The 16,195-nt window shown below is 68.9% G+C and carries 20 protein-coding genes and 3 pseudogenes; 16 read left to right on the plus strand and 7 right to left on the minus strand.

Going from position 1 to position 16,195, the window contains the following annotated elements; genetic code table 11:
- The first annotated feature begins 64 nt into the window (after positions 1 to 64).
- Positions 65 to 340 (plus strand): hypothetical protein, encoded by a 276-nt coding sequence (locus tag AB0959_RS18975; RefSeq protein ID WP_366827546.1) that lies wholly within the window; start codon positions 65 to 67, stop codon positions 338 to 340.
- A 94-nt stretch (positions 341 to 434) separates the two neighbouring features.
- Here AB0959_RS18975 and AB0959_RS18980 read toward each other — a convergent pair whose 3' ends face one another.
- Positions 435 to 1,148: a helix-turn-helix domain-containing protein gene (locus AB0959_RS18980; protein ID WP_366827547.1), complete on the minus strand. Its 714-nt coding sequence runs from the start codon at positions 1,146 to 1,148 to the stop codon at positions 435 to 437.
- A 129-nt stretch (positions 1,149 to 1,277) separates the two neighbouring features.
- Between AB0959_RS18980 and AB0959_RS18985 the strand changes: the two genes are divergently transcribed.
- Complete coding sequence (locus tag AB0959_RS18985; RefSeq protein WP_366827548.1) at positions 1,278 to 1,955, plus strand: SDR family NAD(P)-dependent oxidoreductase; 678 nt, start codon at positions 1,278 to 1,280, stop codon at positions 1,953 to 1,955.
- Between the two features lie 174 nt (positions 1,956 to 2,129).
- On the opposite strand, the gene AB0959_RS18990 is transcribed toward AB0959_RS18985, so the two are convergent.
- Positions 2,130 to 2,405, minus strand: a complete 276-nt coding sequence (locus AB0959_RS18990) for a DUF6207 family protein (protein ID WP_366827549.1) — start codon at positions 2,403 to 2,405, stop codon at positions 2,130 to 2,132.
- A 145-nt stretch (positions 2,406 to 2,550) separates the two neighbouring features.
- Between AB0959_RS18990 and AB0959_RS18995 the strand changes: the two are divergent.
- Positions 2,551 to 3,096: pseudogene (locus AB0959_RS18995) on the plus strand (isochorismatase family protein); the annotation flags it as partial.
- A 51-nt stretch (positions 3,097 to 3,147) separates the two neighbouring features.
- On the opposite strand, the pseudogene AB0959_RS19000 reads toward AB0959_RS18995, so the two are convergent.
- Positions 3,148 to 3,916, minus strand: a pseudogene (locus AB0959_RS19000) (IS5 family transposase).
- Between the two features lie 36 nt (positions 3,917 to 3,952).
- Positions 3,953 to 4,537 (minus strand): DinB family protein, encoded by a 585-nt coding sequence (locus AB0959_RS19005; protein ID WP_366827550.1) that lies wholly within the window; start codon positions 4,535 to 4,537, stop codon positions 3,953 to 3,955.
- A gap of 5 nt (positions 4,538 to 4,542) precedes the next feature.
- Between AB0959_RS19005 and AB0959_RS19010 the strand changes: the two genes are divergently transcribed.
- Positions 4,543 to 4,671 (plus strand): hypothetical protein, encoded by a 129-nt coding sequence (locus AB0959_RS19010; RefSeq protein WP_366827551.1) that lies wholly within the window; start codon positions 4,543 to 4,545, stop codon positions 4,669 to 4,671.
- Between the two features lie 170 nt (positions 4,672 to 4,841).
- Here the strand turns inward: AB0959_RS19010 and AB0959_RS19015 are convergent, their stop codons facing one another.
- On the minus strand, positions 4,842 to 5,228 hold the full coding sequence (locus tag AB0959_RS19015) for a hypothetical protein (protein WP_366827552.1): 387 nt from the start codon (positions 5,226 to 5,228) through the stop codon (positions 4,842 to 4,844).
- Between the two features lie 333 nt (positions 5,229 to 5,561).
- On the opposite strand from AB0959_RS19015, the gene AB0959_RS19020 reads away from it, so the two are divergent.
- The 4 genes from AB0959_RS19020 (at position 5,562) to AB0959_RS19035 (ending at position 9,870) form a co-directional block, all read left to right on the plus strand.
- Entirely contained in the window at positions 5,562 to 6,764 is a 1,203-nt protein-coding gene (locus AB0959_RS19020; protein WP_366827599.1) for a helix-turn-helix transcriptional regulator, read from the plus strand.
- Positions 6,765 to 6,916: 152 nt separating this feature from the next.
- On the plus strand, positions 6,917 to 7,255 hold the full coding sequence (locus AB0959_RS19025; RefSeq protein ID WP_366827553.1) for a hypothetical protein: 339 nt from the start codon (positions 6,917 to 6,919) through the stop codon (positions 7,253 to 7,255).
- A 342-nt stretch (positions 7,256 to 7,597) separates the two neighbouring features.
- Entirely contained in the window at positions 7,598 to 8,467 is an 870-nt protein-coding gene (locus tag AB0959_RS19030; protein ID WP_366827554.1) for a serine/threonine protein kinase, read from the plus strand.
- Positions 8,464 to 9,870: a serine/threonine-protein kinase gene (locus AB0959_RS19035; protein ID WP_366827555.1), complete on the plus strand. Its 1,407-nt coding sequence runs from the start codon at positions 8,464 to 8,466 to the stop codon at positions 9,868 to 9,870. Before AB0959_RS19030 ends, AB0959_RS19035 begins: the two co-directional genes overlap by 4 nt.
- A gap of 4 nt (positions 9,871 to 9,874) precedes the next feature.
- On the opposite strand, the gene AB0959_RS19040 is transcribed toward AB0959_RS19035, so the two are convergent.
- A complete protein-coding gene (locus AB0959_RS19040) occupies positions 9,875 to 10,765 on the minus strand; it encodes a M23 family metallopeptidase (protein WP_366827556.1) in 891 nt (296 codons plus the stop codon).
- A 247-nt stretch (positions 10,766 to 11,012) separates the two neighbouring features.
- Here AB0959_RS19040 and AB0959_RS19045 point away from each other — a divergent pair, with 247 nt between their 5' ends.
- From AB0959_RS19045 to AB0959_RS19060, 4 genes are all read left to right on the plus strand, one after another.
- Complete coding sequence (locus tag AB0959_RS19045; protein WP_366827557.1) at positions 11,013 to 11,954, plus strand: hypothetical protein; 942 nt, start codon at positions 11,013 to 11,015, stop codon at positions 11,952 to 11,954.
- Positions 11,955 to 12,122: 168 nt separating this feature from the next.
- A complete protein-coding gene (locus AB0959_RS19050) occupies positions 12,123 to 12,545 on the plus strand; it encodes a hypothetical protein (RefSeq protein ID WP_366827558.1) in 423 nt (140 codons plus the stop codon).
- Positions 12,546 to 13,053: 508 nt separating this feature from the next.
- Positions 13,054 to 13,377 (plus strand): NDP-hexose 2,3-dehydratase family protein, encoded by a 324-nt coding sequence (locus AB0959_RS19055; protein ID WP_366827559.1) that lies wholly within the window; start codon positions 13,054 to 13,056, stop codon positions 13,375 to 13,377.
- A gap of 93 nt (positions 13,378 to 13,470) precedes the next feature.
- Complete coding sequence (locus tag AB0959_RS19060; protein ID WP_366827560.1) at positions 13,471 to 14,316, plus strand: putative RNA methyltransferase; 846 nt, start codon at positions 13,471 to 13,473, stop codon at positions 14,314 to 14,316.
- A 303-nt stretch (positions 14,317 to 14,619) separates the two neighbouring features.
- Here AB0959_RS19060 and AB0959_RS19065 read toward each other — a convergent pair whose 3' ends face one another.
- Positions 14,620 to 14,793 (minus strand): nucleotide disphospho-sugar-binding domain-containing protein, encoded by a 174-nt coding sequence (locus AB0959_RS19065; protein ID WP_366827561.1) that lies wholly within the window; start codon positions 14,791 to 14,793, stop codon positions 14,620 to 14,622.
- A 36-nt stretch (positions 14,794 to 14,829) separates the two neighbouring features.
- On the opposite strand from AB0959_RS19065, the pseudogene AB0959_RS19070 reads away from it, so the two are divergent.
- From AB0959_RS19070 to AB0959_RS19085, 4 genes and pseudogenes are all read left to right on the plus strand, one after another.
- Positions 14,830 to 14,880: pseudogene (locus tag AB0959_RS19070) on the plus strand (hypothetical protein); the annotation flags it as partial.
- Positions 14,881 to 14,987: 107 nt separating this feature from the next.
- Positions 14,988 to 15,074 (plus strand): hypothetical protein, encoded by an 87-nt coding sequence (locus tag AB0959_RS19075; RefSeq protein WP_366827600.1) that lies wholly within the window; start codon positions 14,988 to 14,990, stop codon positions 15,072 to 15,074.
- A complete protein-coding gene (locus AB0959_RS19080) occupies positions 15,067 to 15,237 on the plus strand; it encodes a hypothetical protein (RefSeq protein WP_366827606.1) in 171 nt (56 codons plus the stop codon). Before AB0959_RS19075 ends, AB0959_RS19080 begins: the two co-directional genes overlap by 8 nt.
- 459 nt (positions 15,238 to 15,696) lie before the next feature.
- Positions 15,697 to 16,170, plus strand: a complete 474-nt coding sequence (locus AB0959_RS19085; RefSeq protein ID WP_366827562.1) for a VOC family protein — start codon at positions 15,697 to 15,699, stop codon at positions 16,168 to 16,170.
- The last annotated feature ends 25 nt before the right edge of the window (positions 16,171 to 16,195 follow it).

Raw genomic sequence — 16,195 nt, forward strand, 5'->3', positions numbered from 1 at the left:
GATCTGACGGTTCAAGGCCGGCGGGCAGTGGCGGGAGACGCTGGTCGGCGAGCAAGCCTCCGTCGTGCCGTTCAACCACGAGACGTTCGCGCGGTTCGCGAAGCAGCCGAGAGCCCCCATGCCCATCATCGGCCCAGACGACCGCGAGTACGACAACTACGACCCCGCCTGGAAAACCCAGGACACCCCGTTCCGGCGATGGCTGGTCGAGCCGCTCGCCGCCGGCACCCAGGTCCTCGTCGTCGGTGGCTGGACCCGTCTTCGAGGCCCTCACATTTGGCACCGCCGAAAAGCAGCTGACAGTGCCCGCAGCATGCTTGAGCCGCCCACCTCTCCCTGACGCTGAACGAGATCGCGACGCCACCGCTTGCGAGGCAGTGCGGGGCGCCGGTCGACACCTCTGCGTCCGCACGGCCTGCCCACCGTCCGGTCGTTCAGCGCCGCTTCCCGGTCTCGGGGGAGGTTACGCCGTGGCTGGCGCGGCGCATGGCCTCGTACAGTGCGGCGTCCTCCGGCGGTTCCGGTAGCGGGCCGCGGGCCGGGGACTGGAAGGACTGGATCATCCAGGCCACGGGGCGGCGCCAGGCATCCGGGGCGGCGTCTGCTGTGGCGCTGAGGACGCCGGCGTTGGCCATCAGCAGGAGGACGAGGTCCCGGCTGGTGAAGTCCTCACGCAGTTGCCCGCTGTCCTTGGCGCGGCCGATGAGTTCGAGGAAGCCCTGGTACGCCTGTGCGCGGAGTACTTCCAGGGTCCGGGCGCCGGGGAAGCTCATGGTCAGGATGTCGGCGAAGCCGCGGTCGGCGGCTTGCATCGCACAGACCTTCTGGATATAGCCGGTGAAGCCGTTCCACGGGTCCGGGTCGGCCAGGGCCTCGGCGGTGGCCTGCGCGTACACCTCCATGCGGTCCGCGAAGACCGCGACGACCAGCTCCTCCTTGTTGGGGAAGTGGCGGAAGAGGGTGGCGATCCCCACCCCTGCCTCCCGTGCGACCGAGGCCATCGACGCGTCCAATCCGTCGCGCCCGAATACTGCGCGCGCGGCGGCGATGATCCGCGCTCGGTTGCGCTCCGCGTCGCTGCGCTTCGGCGGGGCCGCTGAGTCGGCCCTGCTGCCGGTGCCGTCGGTGTGCTGGTCTCGGGGGTCCATGTCGATCAGGCTAGCAAATCGGAAAGCCCTATCCGATTCCCGTGCTACGCTCGACCGTGAACCGGATAGGGCTTTCCGGATCAAAAACGGATAGCCCTGTCCACCTATACCTCCATGAAAGGCTTTCCCATGCCCACCATCGCCATCGTCGGCGCCGGCCCCCAGCTCGGTCTCGCCATTGCGCGCACATTCGGCACCCACGGCTACGACGTCGCGCTGATCGCCCGCAACCGCGCCAAGCTCGAGGACCTGGCCGCCGCACTGACCGCCGAAGGCATCAGTGCCGCCGCCTTCCCTGCCGACGTCCTCGACCGCGACGCGCTCACCCAGGCGCTCAAGGACGCCGCCGCGCGCTTCGGCGGCATCGACGTCCTGGAGTACTCCCCGGTCGGCGGCTTCGACTCGACCGTCCTGACCACCCCGAGCGCGACCGAACCCTCGCATGCGCAGCACGAGATGGAGTTCCAGCTCTACGGAGCGATCGCCGCCACCCGTGCGGTGCTGCCCGCCATGCGGGAGGCCGGCGCGGGCACCCTGCTGTTCACCACCGGCGCAGGCTCCATCGACCCGGTGCCGCAGGTCGGCAACGTCAACGCCGCCGCTGCGGCCCTGCGCAACTGGGCCATCAACCTGCACAAGGAACTGGACGGCACCGGCATCCAGGCCGCCCACGTCGGCATCGACGTGTCGATCGGCATGTCGGTCGTCCCCGGCTTCCCGACCGCCAAGCCCGAGGAGATCTCCCCCGTCTACTGGGAGCTGCACACCACCCGCCGCGACCAGGCCGAGCTCGTCTTCAGCCGCTGACACCGCGCCGGCCTCCCGGCCGCCTGCCTCTCGAACCCTCGTCGTGCCGCGGCGTGCTCCGTCGCGGCACGATCACTGGGGGCGTCTGAACCAGCGGCAGCCGACCCGCCCTGCTGCCTGGCGTGATCCTGCTTGGCATCAGCATCGGCATCACCCTTACCCTGCACCGGCCCGTCACCACCCCCTCGACGTCCACCCCGGAGCACACGAAACAGCGAACCGAATCAGGCATCCCCGCTGAGCCCTCCCGACGCGAGGGCGGTCGGCGACGCGGAAAGGGGGATGGTTTCGGTAACGTGAGGAAACCCCTTGATCGACGCGGTAGCAGCGCAGTCGAGCACCGGGCTGCCCGGCATCCCGCGTCGACTGTTCCACTGCCGCCGTCGCCCAGCGTTCGGCTAGCAACTGCTGGAAGGCGAGCGCGGAGGCATCGTCGGCGGACCGCGACATCGACAACAACCAGGCCCGGCCCAGTGAGCCAGCCCCGCACCGGCACGGCCTGCGCACCAGCGGCCACCCGGCGCAGCTCGAACGCCGACACCCCCCGGTCGGTACGGTCGCCCCACCTCGCTGATCAGGGTGACGCCGAAGGCCCGTACGCGTACAACAGGGCTTCCAGGCCCCGGAGTTCTGGCGGCCGCGCGACAATCCGCCGACCGGAACATCGCAGCGCTGCTCGGCGCCTGGCAGGACTCGGGTCGGCCCGTGGTCCCCGTACGACCCGACTCGGCGCGCGCGGACTCGCCGCTGCGCCCCGGGCAGCCGAGCAGCCGGGCAACGCCTTCAAGGCGGACGTCGAGGAGCGGCGCGGCCCTGGGGCCCGGCCCGGAGCTGCTGGTCAACAAGGCCGTGAACTCGGCGTTCTACGGCACCCTCGACCTGGACGCCTGACTCCAGGCGCACGGATTTACCCAGTTGGTACTGGCCGGAATCCAGACCAACATGTGCGTGGAGCGCACTGCCCGCTTGGGCGGCAACCCCCGCATGACGTCCTGCTCGCCCTCGACGCCACCCACACCTTCGACCGGACGGACCCGAACGGCCGGCACCTCGCCGCCGCCGAACTGGCGCGGGCAACGGCCACGTCCTGCACGGCGGAGGCTTCGCACGAGTCGTGACGGCTGCGGAACTGATCGCGGCCACTACCCAGCCTGCCCTTATAGACCATTTCCCTTGCCCATTAGAGGGTGTCTCACGTGGCGAGTTTCGCGAGCTTCTTGTAGCAGGTCAGGGCGGCGGCCAGGCCGAGGAAGGCGAGGAAGTGCGAGCCCTTTCGTTCGTATCGGACGGTCAGGCGGCGGTAACCGAAGAGCCAGGCGATCGACCGCTCGATCTTCCAGCGGTGCAGGCCGAGGCGTTCGCCGGACTCGACGCCTGGCCGCGCGATGCGCGCGACGAGCCGACGCTCGCGCAGCCAGTTGAGGTGTTCGGCGGAGAAGTGCGCCTTGTCCGCGTGGAGTTTGACGGGTCGGCGCCGCCGTGGTCCCCGGCTGGACCGGACGGCGGGTATGCCACGGATAAGCGGTTTGAGGGCGAGGCTGTCGTGCATGTCCGCGCCGGACACGGCGACGACGAGCGGGATGCCCTGGGCATCGGACAGCACGTGCAGCTTGCTGCCCTTCTTGCCGCGATCGACCGGGTTCGGCCCGGCCAGCGATCCCCCCTGTTTGGCGCGACCGGAGGCCGCGTCGACGATCGCCGAGGTCCAGTCCACCTCGCCCCGGGCCCCTGAAGCGGCGATGCGCGGTGGCGAAGGACGTGCCGAATGTCGGCGGCAGATGCCGCCAGGCACAGCCTCTGGTCAGCACGTACACCACTGCGGTGAACACGGCCGGCTCGTCACACGGAGCGGTTCCACCACCTTGCGGTCGAGCGGCGAACGACGGCAGTAACGGGGCAACCGGCTCCCCGAGTTCATCAGGAACCAGACGCTTCGACAGATCAGCACCCACGGCCGGCATCATGCCGCTCGAACATCAAGTCACGTGGGCCAGCCTCTAAGCCTTGACTGATGCGGCCGATCTGGCGGCCTGCTCGATCTTCGCGCAGTGGGCGACACGGGCTTCCTCGTCGATCCGCTGCTCGTGTTCGGCGCGCAGCCCGGTCCGGCCGTCGAGGCCCTCGCGCAGGATGTCGGCGTGCCCGGCATGCCGGACGGACTCGCTGAGGACATGGACCATGACGGCGAACAGGTTCGTGTTGGGATAAGGCTCCGGCCACCACGGCACGTGGCCGGGGGCGTCGAGGGGAAGCTCGTTGATCGTCGCATCCGAGTGTTCCCACGTGCGCCGGTAGGACTCGATGATCTGATCGCGCGTCTCGTCCTCGGTCGCCCACTGATCGCTGCCGTCGTGGTCCTGCCACCGGGGCAGCGGTTCCGGGGAAGGGCGGTCGAAGACCTCGCCGAAGTACCTGGCCTCAACGCTGGCCACGTGTTTGACCAGGCCGAGGAGGTTGGTCCCACTCGCTGTCAAAGGCCGGCGGGCGTCGTATTCGGACAAGCCATCGAGCTTCCAGAGCAGCGTCTCGCGGTCCCGCCGCAGTCTCCTGTGCAGGTTGTCCTTGGCGAACTCATCGATCATGCGGCATGAGCCTGCCATGGGCTGCTCGTGGCCTCAAGATCCCGTACGTAGTCCGCAACGACTGGCAGTACTGCCGGCAGGCCACGGTCGCCGCCCTGACCCGCCGCAAGGAGCTCGGGAAGCTGCCCACGTGAGCCAGCCTTTCAGACCGTCGTTTCCGGGGATCTCCCTGGTAGTAACGGGTAACTCGCCCTAAACGCATGATTCCGGTGGTCGGGGCCGGTGCGCGAGTTTGAAGAGAGGGCGCTCAAGATCATGGTGTAACGCAAGACCTGAACACCCTCTTGACCGCGCGTCAATCGCCTCACGGCGGGGTCTCTATCACCTCGCGAGCGCGCCGGGCGAACTCCTCCCGGCTCACCTCGACCGCGTCAACTGCGTCTTCGAGGCCGGTGCGATACCCGTCGTCCGGCAACTCCCCTTCGAGCATCGCGTGGCGCACCCTTTCGAGGTACGTCCGCAGGGTTCTCACGTCCGACCACACGTTCACGGCCTCCGCGGCCACGGTTTTCGGACCCATCAGATCGAGCCGCGCCTGTGCCTTGTAGAGCGCGTCGACTGCGGTGGCGAGGCCCTCGACGGCTTCGTGCAACACATCGGCCGGAGGCGGGGCGTTCCGCGCGGAGACCCGTACACCGTCTTGGTGCGCGACTCGGTGCAGCACGCTGTCGACTGGCTCCGCTGCCTTCATGAATGCGAGGTACGCCTCCAGACGTTCGCTCCGCAGCGCCCGACTGTGTTCGACTGCCCCCTGGTCACGTGTCTGCCGGCGAGCAGCCACATATGTCACCCACGAGGTACACAGGGTGCCGACGACGCCTACTCCGGCTCCCGCGAGGGCCGCCCATCCTTGATCCATGAAGTCCATCCTTCTGCGGTATGCCGACGTGCGAGACCTGTTCCTCAGATCTTCGCCTCTCTAGACTCAAAGAAGTTGACGGGACGTCATATACGGACGATCACAGGCCATGGCTTGGAGGGCGGACAGGTGGCCGCAGCATCACATCCTCGATCGGGCGATCCGGTGGAGGATCCTGCAGAACAATTCGCCCTTGAGTTACGTGCTCTCCGTGACTCGGCAGGCGGCCCGACGTACCGCCAGATGGCCGCGCGCACAGGACAGTCGCCCAGTGCCCTGTCCAACGCCGCGAAAGGCAGACAGCTGCCGCCCCTCGAAATAGCCTTGGCCTACGTCGAAGCCTGCGGCGGCGACCGCGCGGAATGGGAACGACGGTGGCGGGCGGCGGAGGCCGAGTCCGGCACTGCACCGACACCGAGACGCCGGTGGCCGGTCGTTGCCGCCGCTGGTACCGCTGCGCTCACCTTGGCGGTCGCCGGAACGATTCTCACGAATCGGCTTGCGCACGAGCCGCCACCGTCGGACTCCGCCGACCACTCCCCCCGCCTCTTCGCTGACGATGATGTCTTCAATCAACGGCATCCGCGTCCCCGTCTGTCACCCGACTCCGCGCAGATGGTCACCGATCTGCTGGCCCGGGGCCGAGGCCGGGCAAAGCTGTACACCGGCAAGGCCGGCTCCCTTGTGTACCGTGCCACCTCCAAGACCCCGACCTACGAAGTCACCCCGCGCAAGCACCTCGATCAGTGGGGGCCCAATCCCTTCGAGAACATCGACTTTCCATGGGACGCCTCGTGGAAGGCGCCGCCACCAGAGCGCGAGTGGACGGTGGTGATCACACCGGACGGGCGATCGCTGGAATGCTGGCGAACCGAGGTACAGGACGGAAAACCGAGCTGTGAATGGGGAGCCGTGTCCAACACCCGCGGCTCGTCGGTCTCCGAGAAGGGACAGGCCACCGGCAGCGGCCTGTCCCGCCTCGCCGGAGTGATCACCCACGCCGATTGGAAGGCCGGCCGCATCAATCATGCTCTCAGCTTCGGCACTCCGGACAACAACGGCCAGTACGTCTTCCCGGCGGTTGGCAGCGACGGGCCGGGGCAAGGCCGCTGGCGTGAAGGGCAGTTCATCTGGCTGGACAGCGCGTACGACATCGACGCCGACACCTCACTCAAGCCGTACGAGCGGATGGTCGCAAAGGCACTGCAGGAGTACGGCGCGTTCAACGTCAAGAACGCCGGGGAGTTCAGCTTCACCTCCGAGTACGGATCGAAGCCGCCGGGCAACAAGGGAGACGCCTATGCGCCCCTCACCCAGATCAAGTTCGCGAAGTATCTGCGAGTCGGGACGATCGCACCTGCGTCATAAGAGCCTGTAGTGCTCGGCCCCGTTCAGCCGAGGCGGCCGGCTCGCCACCAGGCACGGGCAGGGCTACGCTCGTCGGCCCCCGCGTGGTCATGTCGGACGCTGCCCGCCGCACCGGCTGGCAGCCCCGACAACGAAGCCCGCACCAGGTCCGGATGATGCTCGAGGATGTGGCCACCAGTCTCACCGGGCCCGACGAGTGGGAGGCCTGGCAGCGTGTCCTGGCTTCCCTCGGCAGTCTGCCGGTCGGGTACCGCAGGGATCTGGGTCGTTTCCTGTTCGACGCCCTGGCCGCCGTCACTGAGGCCGCATCCGGCACCACAGCAGCCTTCCTGCCTCGAAAGTTCTCCAGCGCGCTCGTGGATCTTGTTGATGTTCCGGTCGAACGGCGCGGCAAGCGCCCAGCGCACACCCGTGCTCTGGCCGAAGATGGGTCCCATTCAGGTCCGGCGATGAAGGTGCACACCAAACCGACCGGGCACCTTGTTGCCTGACGGCAGCGATCCCGCGCGGCGCAGGGGGCGCAGGGAGTGGACCGCTGGACGTGGACCGATCGCTGCCGATGACCCGGAGCGCGGCCCCTCGGTGACGACGGGAGTGGCCCACGTCCGCGTACACCAGGAGCACACCGGCCGCGCGGAGCACCGTGGAGCAGGGCGGCCGGACGACCGAACTGGCGATCGTGTGAACAGCCGGACGGCCCGCCGTCGTGACGACGCACGTTGTCAGCGGCACCCTGGGGAAGGCCAACGACGGCAGTGAACTCCTCGGAGACAGCTTGGTGTTCACCGTGTACGGCACCGACGGGCGAAGCCCGCAAGTATGGGGGGATTGGGATGAGCGGAGTAGTGATCCATCTTCCGCAGGACGGAGAGTGGAACGGGAGAGGCTACGGCTGCGGGGTGGGGAACGGGAGCCACGCCGAGGCCGAGGGCCGACTGGAACACGGTGCGGGGCCGGTGACCCTGCGGCTGGGGCCGGGTGAGGTGGCCCGATTCGGGCGCGGTTCGGCCAACACCCCGGTGGAGTTGCGGCTCGGTGATCCGGCGGTCTCCCGGCTGGCGGGCGAGATACGGGTGACCGAGGATCACTGGCAACTGAGCAACTTCAGTGCCACCCATAGCTACTTGGTGGAGAACCCGGAAGGGGCGGGGGAATATTTACGCGTCCCGCCGCGCCGGGCGGGGGCACCCATTCCCTTCGAGTTCGCCCGGGTCGTCCTGCCCACCCGGGGATCGACGGCGAGTTTCCTGGTGTTCGCGCCGGATCACGTGTACCTCGATCCGGACCGCGCGCAACACGCGGGCGGCCGGTGGGGGACGCAGACCCTCACCGCCTACTCCCTGGACGAGACCGCCACCTACTTCCTGGTCCTGGTCGCGCTCTGCGAACCCCGGCTGCGCGACGAGTCGGCGGTCGCCGTGCCGACCACGCCCCAGGTCGTCGAACGGCTCAGGAGCTGCTCGGAGTACGGCGGGCTCACCGCCCGCGCCGTCAGCTCCCACATCGACTACCTCGCCGAGGAGAAACTCCGGTTGGGCGCCCCAGCCGCCACAGACCCGGCGGGACAGGGTGCACGCCGCAACGGCAAGCGCGAGTCGATCGTCGGGCTCGCGCTCCGCTTCGGGCTGGTCCGCGAGGAGCACCTCGGTCTGCTGCCTCCGCGTGCGTCCGCAGGGGCACGGGCGAGAGCGTACGCCGAGTGAGCGCGCCCTTGGACCAGCTCCCGCCCGGCTACCGGGTGGGGAACTGGGAGGTCGGCGAACGGATCGCCAGTGGAGGCTGGGGGACCGTCTACGAGGGCCGGCCCGCAGGCCCGAGGGACAGCCAACCAGGAGCCGGGTCCGGGGACGGGCAGGAGGAAGTCGTCGCGCTCAAGTTCCTGCCCACCGCCGGGCTGGCCCCACGTCAGGCGCGCGCCCTCGTGGAGACCGCCCGGCGGGAAAGCGAATTCGGACGCCGGGCCCGCCATCCACGGCTGATCCGCATGCTCGACTCGGTCGTGCTCAGCGAACCCGGCGACCCCGTTCTTGACGGATCCGTCGTTCTGGTCATGGAGCGGGCGGGGCACAGCCTGCGCCGGTTCCTCGAACAGGACGGGCCGGGGCCCACGGAGCTCGAGAAGTCCCGGCTCCTCACCGAGATCTGCGAGGGGCTGGTCCATCTGCACGGCATCAACTGGGTGCACGGCGACCTCAAGCCCGACAACGTACTGATCATGGCCGACGGTTCGGCCAGGCTCTCCGACTTCGGACTAGCCGTGGAGTTGGACGGCACCCACGGCACCCACGGCTACATGCCGCCTTTGGGCACCCTCGACTATCTGCCTCCCGAGCGCTGGAGAGCCCCGCTGGGCGAACGCGGCGTGCAGGTGCGGCCGAGCAACGACATCTGGGCTCTCGGCATCGTGATCCACCAGATGTTCGCCGACGGTACGTCACCGTTCCCCGGGGCCACACCGATGGCGCGCGGGGCAGCGGTGCAGGAGTACGGCGAGGGGCGCGCGCCGCTGCGACTGGACAACGCCGTCCCTCTGTTCTGGCGCGAGTTGGCCGCCGACTGCCTGGCCCCGACGCACGCCGAGCGCGCCGTCCACACCGCCGAGAGCCTGCTCGCTCGGATGCGGACGGCATCGGTCCCGACGGTCTCGCCGGTCCCGAGGTCCGGCGAACGGCGGAAGACGCTGTTCGGCGTCGCCGTGGCCGCCGCGTTGTGCGGGGTGGCCGCCGCCGGATGGACGTACGCCGCCGGAGGGGACAGGACCGAGGGGCGTGACGCCGCCGAACCGGCGGGCCGAATCGCCGTGTACAACGTCGTGAAGCTGTGCCGTGACCGAGCCGAGGACCGCCTTCCGGCGTGCAGCCTCGGACTCGCCGTGGATCCCGCACGCCCGTACACCGTCGAGAACGTCGTGGCGACCCGGGTGTGGCACGACGACGTACTCTCTGTCGACTGCCACCTTCCTCGAGGGACGGCGGTCACCGACGAGACCGGCATCCGCTCCGCCCGGTGGTTCCGGGTCCGCCTCCCGGACGAGGAACCGAGCAGGACGGCCTGGCTGCCCGCTGTGCGTACGCAGGACCATCCGGTGCTGCCCGAGTGTTCCTGAGACGTCACGCGGGAACCTCGTCAGCGCCGCAGTCACGGATCACACGGCCGTCGTTGTCCTTCGCCACGTCGTTCCCCCAGCGCTGGAGGTAGTACGCCGACACATAGGCACGGCCCTTCCCACCGGGCGCCACCTCGTCGAGATCGGTCAGCAGCCACCAGTGGTTGTACGAGTCGCCCACCCGCACCTCGTCACCCCACTTCTTGCACAGGACGTAGTTGGTGCCCTTGTACAGCTTGCCCTGGGGCGCGCACTGCGGCCTGCTGTCGCCGACGCAGTCGACGGCGGCGTAGCCGGTCGCGTCGGCGAAGGTGTCCACCCAGTACCTCGTGGGCTCGCCGCCACCGCCGCCACAGGCGTTGGTACTGGTCACCTGAGGGAAGGGCCCGTCCGGTGAGAGCCGGTACTCGGTCCCCTGGATCAACGGGTGGACCATCTCGTCGTTCTCGCCGTCGTTGTCCCCGTTGGTGTCGTAGAGCTGCTCGTAGTGCAGATGCGCCGAGCTCGTACCGACCAGGCCCAGCCGCCCGAGCGTGGCCCCGGAGGCGACCTGCTGCCCGAGGCGTACGTCGATGCGGTCCATGTGCAGATAGACCGTGAACCAGCCGTTGCCGTGGTTGATCTCCAAGCCGCCCGGCTCGAAGAACTGGGTGACCGTGCCGGCCGCAGAGGCGGCCACCATGGAGCCGAGGGTGTTTCCGCCCACCCGGTACATGTCGAGCTTCTTGTCATCCGGCGCATGGCCACGGTACGTCTGCAGCTGCCAGGTCTCCTCGCAGGCGAAGGGCAGTCTGAAGTCCGGTCTGGCGGCCGGTGCCGCGGGCGCTGAGCGCGCGGCCCGTGGCGCGGCGGAAGTCGCCGATGCCGTGGCTGCCAGAGCCGTCAAGACCGCCACGAGCACGACCAGAACCGAGGCCGCCCGACCCGGACCTCTCCCTCGTCGGAGCCGCACGGAACCCCACCCCTCCCTGTCACCGATCCATATGGCTGTTGCGTCGCCACGGTGCCCGATCCGGCAGGGAAAGGGACTCCCGCATGTTCCGGATGTCCTCCCGCACCGCCCCGCGGCTAGCTTCCGAACCGTCGGTTCACAGACCGCACACGCATCACAAGGGACAGGCACTGCAAGGGAGGGAGCGCTCGTGCGTCTTGGGGTGGGACTTCGGTGGCTGCTCGCCACCGCGATGTGCGCGGGTCTACTGGCCGCGGCCGTCGTGGCGATCGGCGGCAGCGACTCGGCCGCCCAGCCGCCCAAGGGGAACGCGGACGCGGCGTCCGGGCCGGGCCAGGATCCGCCCCGCAAACCGACGACGGCGGAGGTGGACGTCCTGCACCGCGCGGAACAGTTGCTGATCCGGGGCTGCATGGCTGAGAAGGGTTTCCGCTACTGGCCCGCCCCCCGACTGCCCGCACCGGACTACCGCGAATTCCCTTACGGGATCGACGACGAGACATGGGCGGCGCGGCACGGGTACGGCCGGGACATCGAGCAGCGTCTCGAACGCAACTGGAAGGACAGCGAGGGAAAGCGTTACCTCGACTCACTTCCGAAGGCGCGGTACGAGGCCTACGGCGACGCCCTCTACGGGCCGAGCGAGGGCGGCGACAGACTCAAGGCGAAGCCTCCCATGGGCGGCACGCTCAGCCACAGCAAAAAGGGCTGTGTCGCGGACTCATGGCGCAGCCTCTACGGAGACGTGCGCGCCTGGTACCGCTCGATCCAGGTGGTGAACGGTCTGCCCGGCATGCGGGTCGGCCGGGTCGCCGAGGACCCGGCGTTCCGGTCCGCGCTCGCGAAGTGGCGGGACTGTATGAAGCGACGCGGCCATGTCGCCGAGAATCCCCCGGCGCTGCGCGACATCCGTCTGCGGGACACCGGCCGGGGAGCACAGGCGAAGGACGTCAGGACTGCCGTGGACGAGGCCGAGTGCGGCCGCACGACCGGGCTCTCGGCCACGGCGAAGCGCCTGGACCGACAGTACTCGGACGTCCTGTACGGCGAGTACCGCACGGCGTACGACACGGCGCGGCGCATGCAGTTGGACGCCCTGCCCAAGGCTCGCGGTGTGGTCGGCCGGGGCTGACACCGCGTGACAGCACAACGAGGCGGCCAAGAGGGACCACGGAGCAAACCGGGACACCGGCAGCCGGCACATCGGGGCTACCGGGGCTATCGGGGCCGCGAAGGAAATCCGGCGCATCAACCAGTCACCGACATCAATGACCGACACGATCAAAGGACTGATGAGATCATGAGCAAGCTTCGTTCCGCGCTGGCCGGAGCGGCCATGGCCGCCACAGCGATCCTGGCCGTGCCCGGCATCGCCCAGGCCGACGGAGGCTGCAACACCGGCGAGTTCTGCGCCTACGCCGACGACAACGGAATGACCTACCGCAACCAGGGCAACAGCACCGACTGGCCGGACTGGATCCAGAACAAGGTCGACTGGGTCGGGAACCGGGGCACCAGCGGTTCCCCGGCACAGGTGAACATCTACTACAACGAGAACTACCGCAGCGCCTACGCCTGTCTCGGGCAGGGCCACGAATGGAACCTGCGCAACAACAGCCACACCTTCAACTGGACCGCCGGTTACACCGCTGGCCAGGGCCGGGCCGTCCACGACGACGCGGCCGCCCACAAGTGGGTCTGGACCTGCGGAAACAACACCTGATCGCAACCGGCCGTATCGGGTCGTACCAGTAGGGCGCACCGGCTCCGGCCGGTGCGTCCTACTCGCCCTACTCGCCCTACTCGCCCTACTCGTCCTGCTCGTCCTGCTCGTCCTGCTCGTTCTTCATGGTCTGACCTCGTCACGCTCGGCGATACCTTCACCCCCACACCGCCGCAGCCCTGTGGCGAGTGGGTACGGGCCAGTTGTTCCAGGCCCCACGGCATAGGAAGAGATGGGACGGCGGGCACGGTCTTCGGTTGTGGCCATGTGGACGCGACACCTACATGATCAACGAGCCCGTGCTTACCCCTGTATCCGGTCTCGCGCCAAGCAGACATGACGGACCACCACCGGGTGATCGAGCTCAAGCCGCGGCCACGCAAGGCCCTGCGCCAGGCAACCCGCAACCGGCAACCGGCAACCGGTCAGTCGGCCTTCAACAGCAGGTCGGTGAGTGCGTCCGGCATGATGACCATGCAGTCATGGCCTGCTCTCACCCGTCACATGGGTGACGATCACGGCCGCCGAGGTCACCGCGAGCAACCGGGAGGTCACCTCCTGGACTCAGCCGTACCCGCCGTATCTGGAGCAGGTGGAGTCGGGGCCCGCGGACCGCTTCCGCTACGACGCCGTCCAGTCCGAGGAGGGCGGGCGTTTCTTCCACGCGCAGAACCGCCATGTGATCATGGAGGTCCCGCCGGACTTCCCCGAGGACGCGCCCCACGACTTCGCCCGGCTGACGCTCGGTCAGCTCTCGGGCCCGCTGGCGCACGGCAACTACCTCAACATCGAACTGCGCACCCTGCCGGCCTGTGCCCACACGATGTGCTGACCCGGCATCCGACGGACCACCCGCTGAGCGGCACGTGACGCGCATTGCTTAGGCTGAGATCCGGTCACGACAACAGCGGCGCCGGGGGACACGATGCGGGAAGAGGCGGTGCGGTACCTTCGCTGTCCTCACTGTTCCGACGCGATGACGATGGCCGACGGCACGCTGCGCTGCTCCCTGAAGCACAGCTTCGACGTGGCGAAGCAGGGCTATGTGAACCTGCTGCGCGGGGCCGCCAGGTTCAGCGCGGACACCGCCGACATGGTCACGGACCGCGCGGACTTCCTCGCTGCCGGCCACTACGCCCCGATCGCCGAGTCACTGGCCGCGCTGGCGCGCGAGTCGGCACCGGTGTCCGGGGATCCCGGCTGCGTCGTCGACATCGGCGGCGGCACGGGTTACTACCACGCTCGCGTGGTGTCGGAGTTATCCGGCCGTGAGGGCATCCTGCTCGACATCTCCAAGTTCGCCGCCCGCAGGGCCGCTCGGGCGCATCCCCGTATCAGCGCGGTCGTGGCCGACGCCTGGGACAGGCTGCCGTTCGGCGACAGGTCCGCGTCGGTGGTCCTCAACGTCTTCGCGCCGCGCAACCCGGCCGAGCTACGGCGGGTCCTGCGTCGGGAAGGGGTTCTGCTGGTGGTGACGCCCCGGCCCGACCACCTGCGGGAGCTGGTCGACGCCCTCGGGCTGATGCGGGTGGACGAACAGAAGGACGAGCGGCTGGCCGACCAGTTCGCCGGGCACTTCACCGAGGTGGCCAGGCAGGGGCTGCACAGCACCATGGCGTTGGACCACAAGGCCCTGCCGCAGTTGGTGGGGATGGGCCCGAACGCCTGGCACCAGCAGGGCGGGCAGCTGGCGCAGCGCGTCTCGCTGCTGCCCGAGCCCTGCGACGTCACGCTCTCCGTCACCCTCACCGCGTACCGGCCGCTGGGGTGACCGCCCAGGGGACGGCGGCGATCGGACACGGCCGCCGGACGCCCCCGTCTCGGGTGAGCCGGGCCCGTGGGATGTGGCCCCGTCCCGGCGAGTCGGGGCTTGGCCGAGGGCGGTGATGTGCGGGAGGGCTCTCAGCCTGCGGTCGGCGCCTCGATTCCCTTAGCCGTGCCCATTCCTCGATGACGGTGCACACGGTGTCGACTCCGCGTTCGGCCGCCACGGCATGCCCGAGCCACCGGGCGCGCTCGGCCACGGCCGGGTCGGTCGCCGCCCGCAGCACGCTCGCGCCGAGCTCCCGCTGGTTCATCCGGCGCACGGGCGCCCGCCGGCCGGTCCGGCCCGGTGCAGCCGGGCCGCCCAGAAGGGATCGTCCGCGAACACCGGCACGATGACTTGGGGCACGTCCGCGCGCAGTACGTCGGCCGTGGTACCGAACCCGCCGTGGTGGATCACGGCGACCGTACGGGGAAACAGCACCAGGTCCGGTTCCTGCCTGGGTTGTTCAGGGACACGATGCCGACAGCTCCGGTCGAACGGCTGGCCGTGATGCGACTCGACGGCGATTCGTACGGGGTCACCATGGACGTACTGACGCACCTGTACGGGAAGGTGTCGCCCGGTGGGGTTCGTGATCGTCGACGACTACTGCAATCCCTGCCTGCCGACAGGCCGTGCACGATGTCCGGGACCGCTTGGGCATCGAGGACGAGATCCACCAGGTGGACCGGCAGGGTGCCTACTGGCGCCTCGGTGGCTGAGGACAGGGGCGTCATGCGCCCGTTCGGCATCGAGAGCGACTATCTGACCGCGATCCTGGCAGGCCACGCCGCCCGGGTCGCCACCGAGATGACCAGCCAGGCGGAGCGGGAGCACATGCGTTCCTCGCGTGGCCCCACATGCGTGACTCTCCAACTGCCATAGCGCGCTTGGGACGCTTCGGCCCCGAAGGAGACACCTGTGGACATCCCGCGTCGTGTCGATCACTCGATCAGGTCAATGAGGCACTCCGGAGGAAGAAAGGACAGTAGGTCAGCGTGGGGCCGGGGAAACAAGCCGAGCAACTCTGAGGTCTCCCCGAGCGACATCGCCATCACCCGCCGCCACCACACTGTCCGGCCGTTCGCCGTCGTGGTGCAGACAGCAAGCCGCATGTCAGGTCGCTTCCCGAAGGCACTGCTCCACGCCGGCACTCCCACTCCTGCTTGGTCGTCAGGCTGAGACACAGTCCACATGACGACTCTGCTGCGCAACGTCGCGCGGGTGTGACGTCTGCGGCGCCCGGCGCGCTGTGATCGGTGGACCAACGGGCACGGTTCTGTCAGGTGAAGAGGCACACCGGCTGAGGATGCCGGTCGGCCATGCGCGCCATACGCTCGGCACATGTCCGACCTCAAGTCTGCCGGCGCCGCAGCCGACGACCTTCCTGCACCGGCCGAGGGCCTGGTGCTCACGCACTTTCTCACGGTCAGCGATGTCCCTCGCTCGCGGGCGTTCTACGCCGATGTACTGGGTGGAAGGGTGGTGCTGGATGAGAACCCCTGCATCGTCAAGGTCGCCAACAGCTGGATCATCATGAACCCAGGCGGCGGGCCCACCGACGACAAACCCGATGTTGTCCTGCGCACACCGGAGGACCCCAACACCGTCTCCAGCTTCCTGAACGTACGGGTGGCGGACATCCACGACTTCTACGCCACGGCGAGCGCCAAGGGGGCCGAGTTCCTCACCCCGCCCATCGACCGCCGCGCCGAGCTGCGCTGCTATATGCGGGATCCGGACGGTTACCTCATCGAGGTAGGCCAGGCGACAGGGATGCTCAAAGGCATCCTGGCGCGCACCGGCACCGAGACCTGACGGTGCCGGTGAGCCGGTCGGCCTC

This window comes from Streptomyces sp. NPDC046862, assembly GCF_040704615.1.
GTDB lineage: Bacteria > Actinomycetota > Actinomycetes > Streptomycetales > Streptomycetaceae > Streptomyces.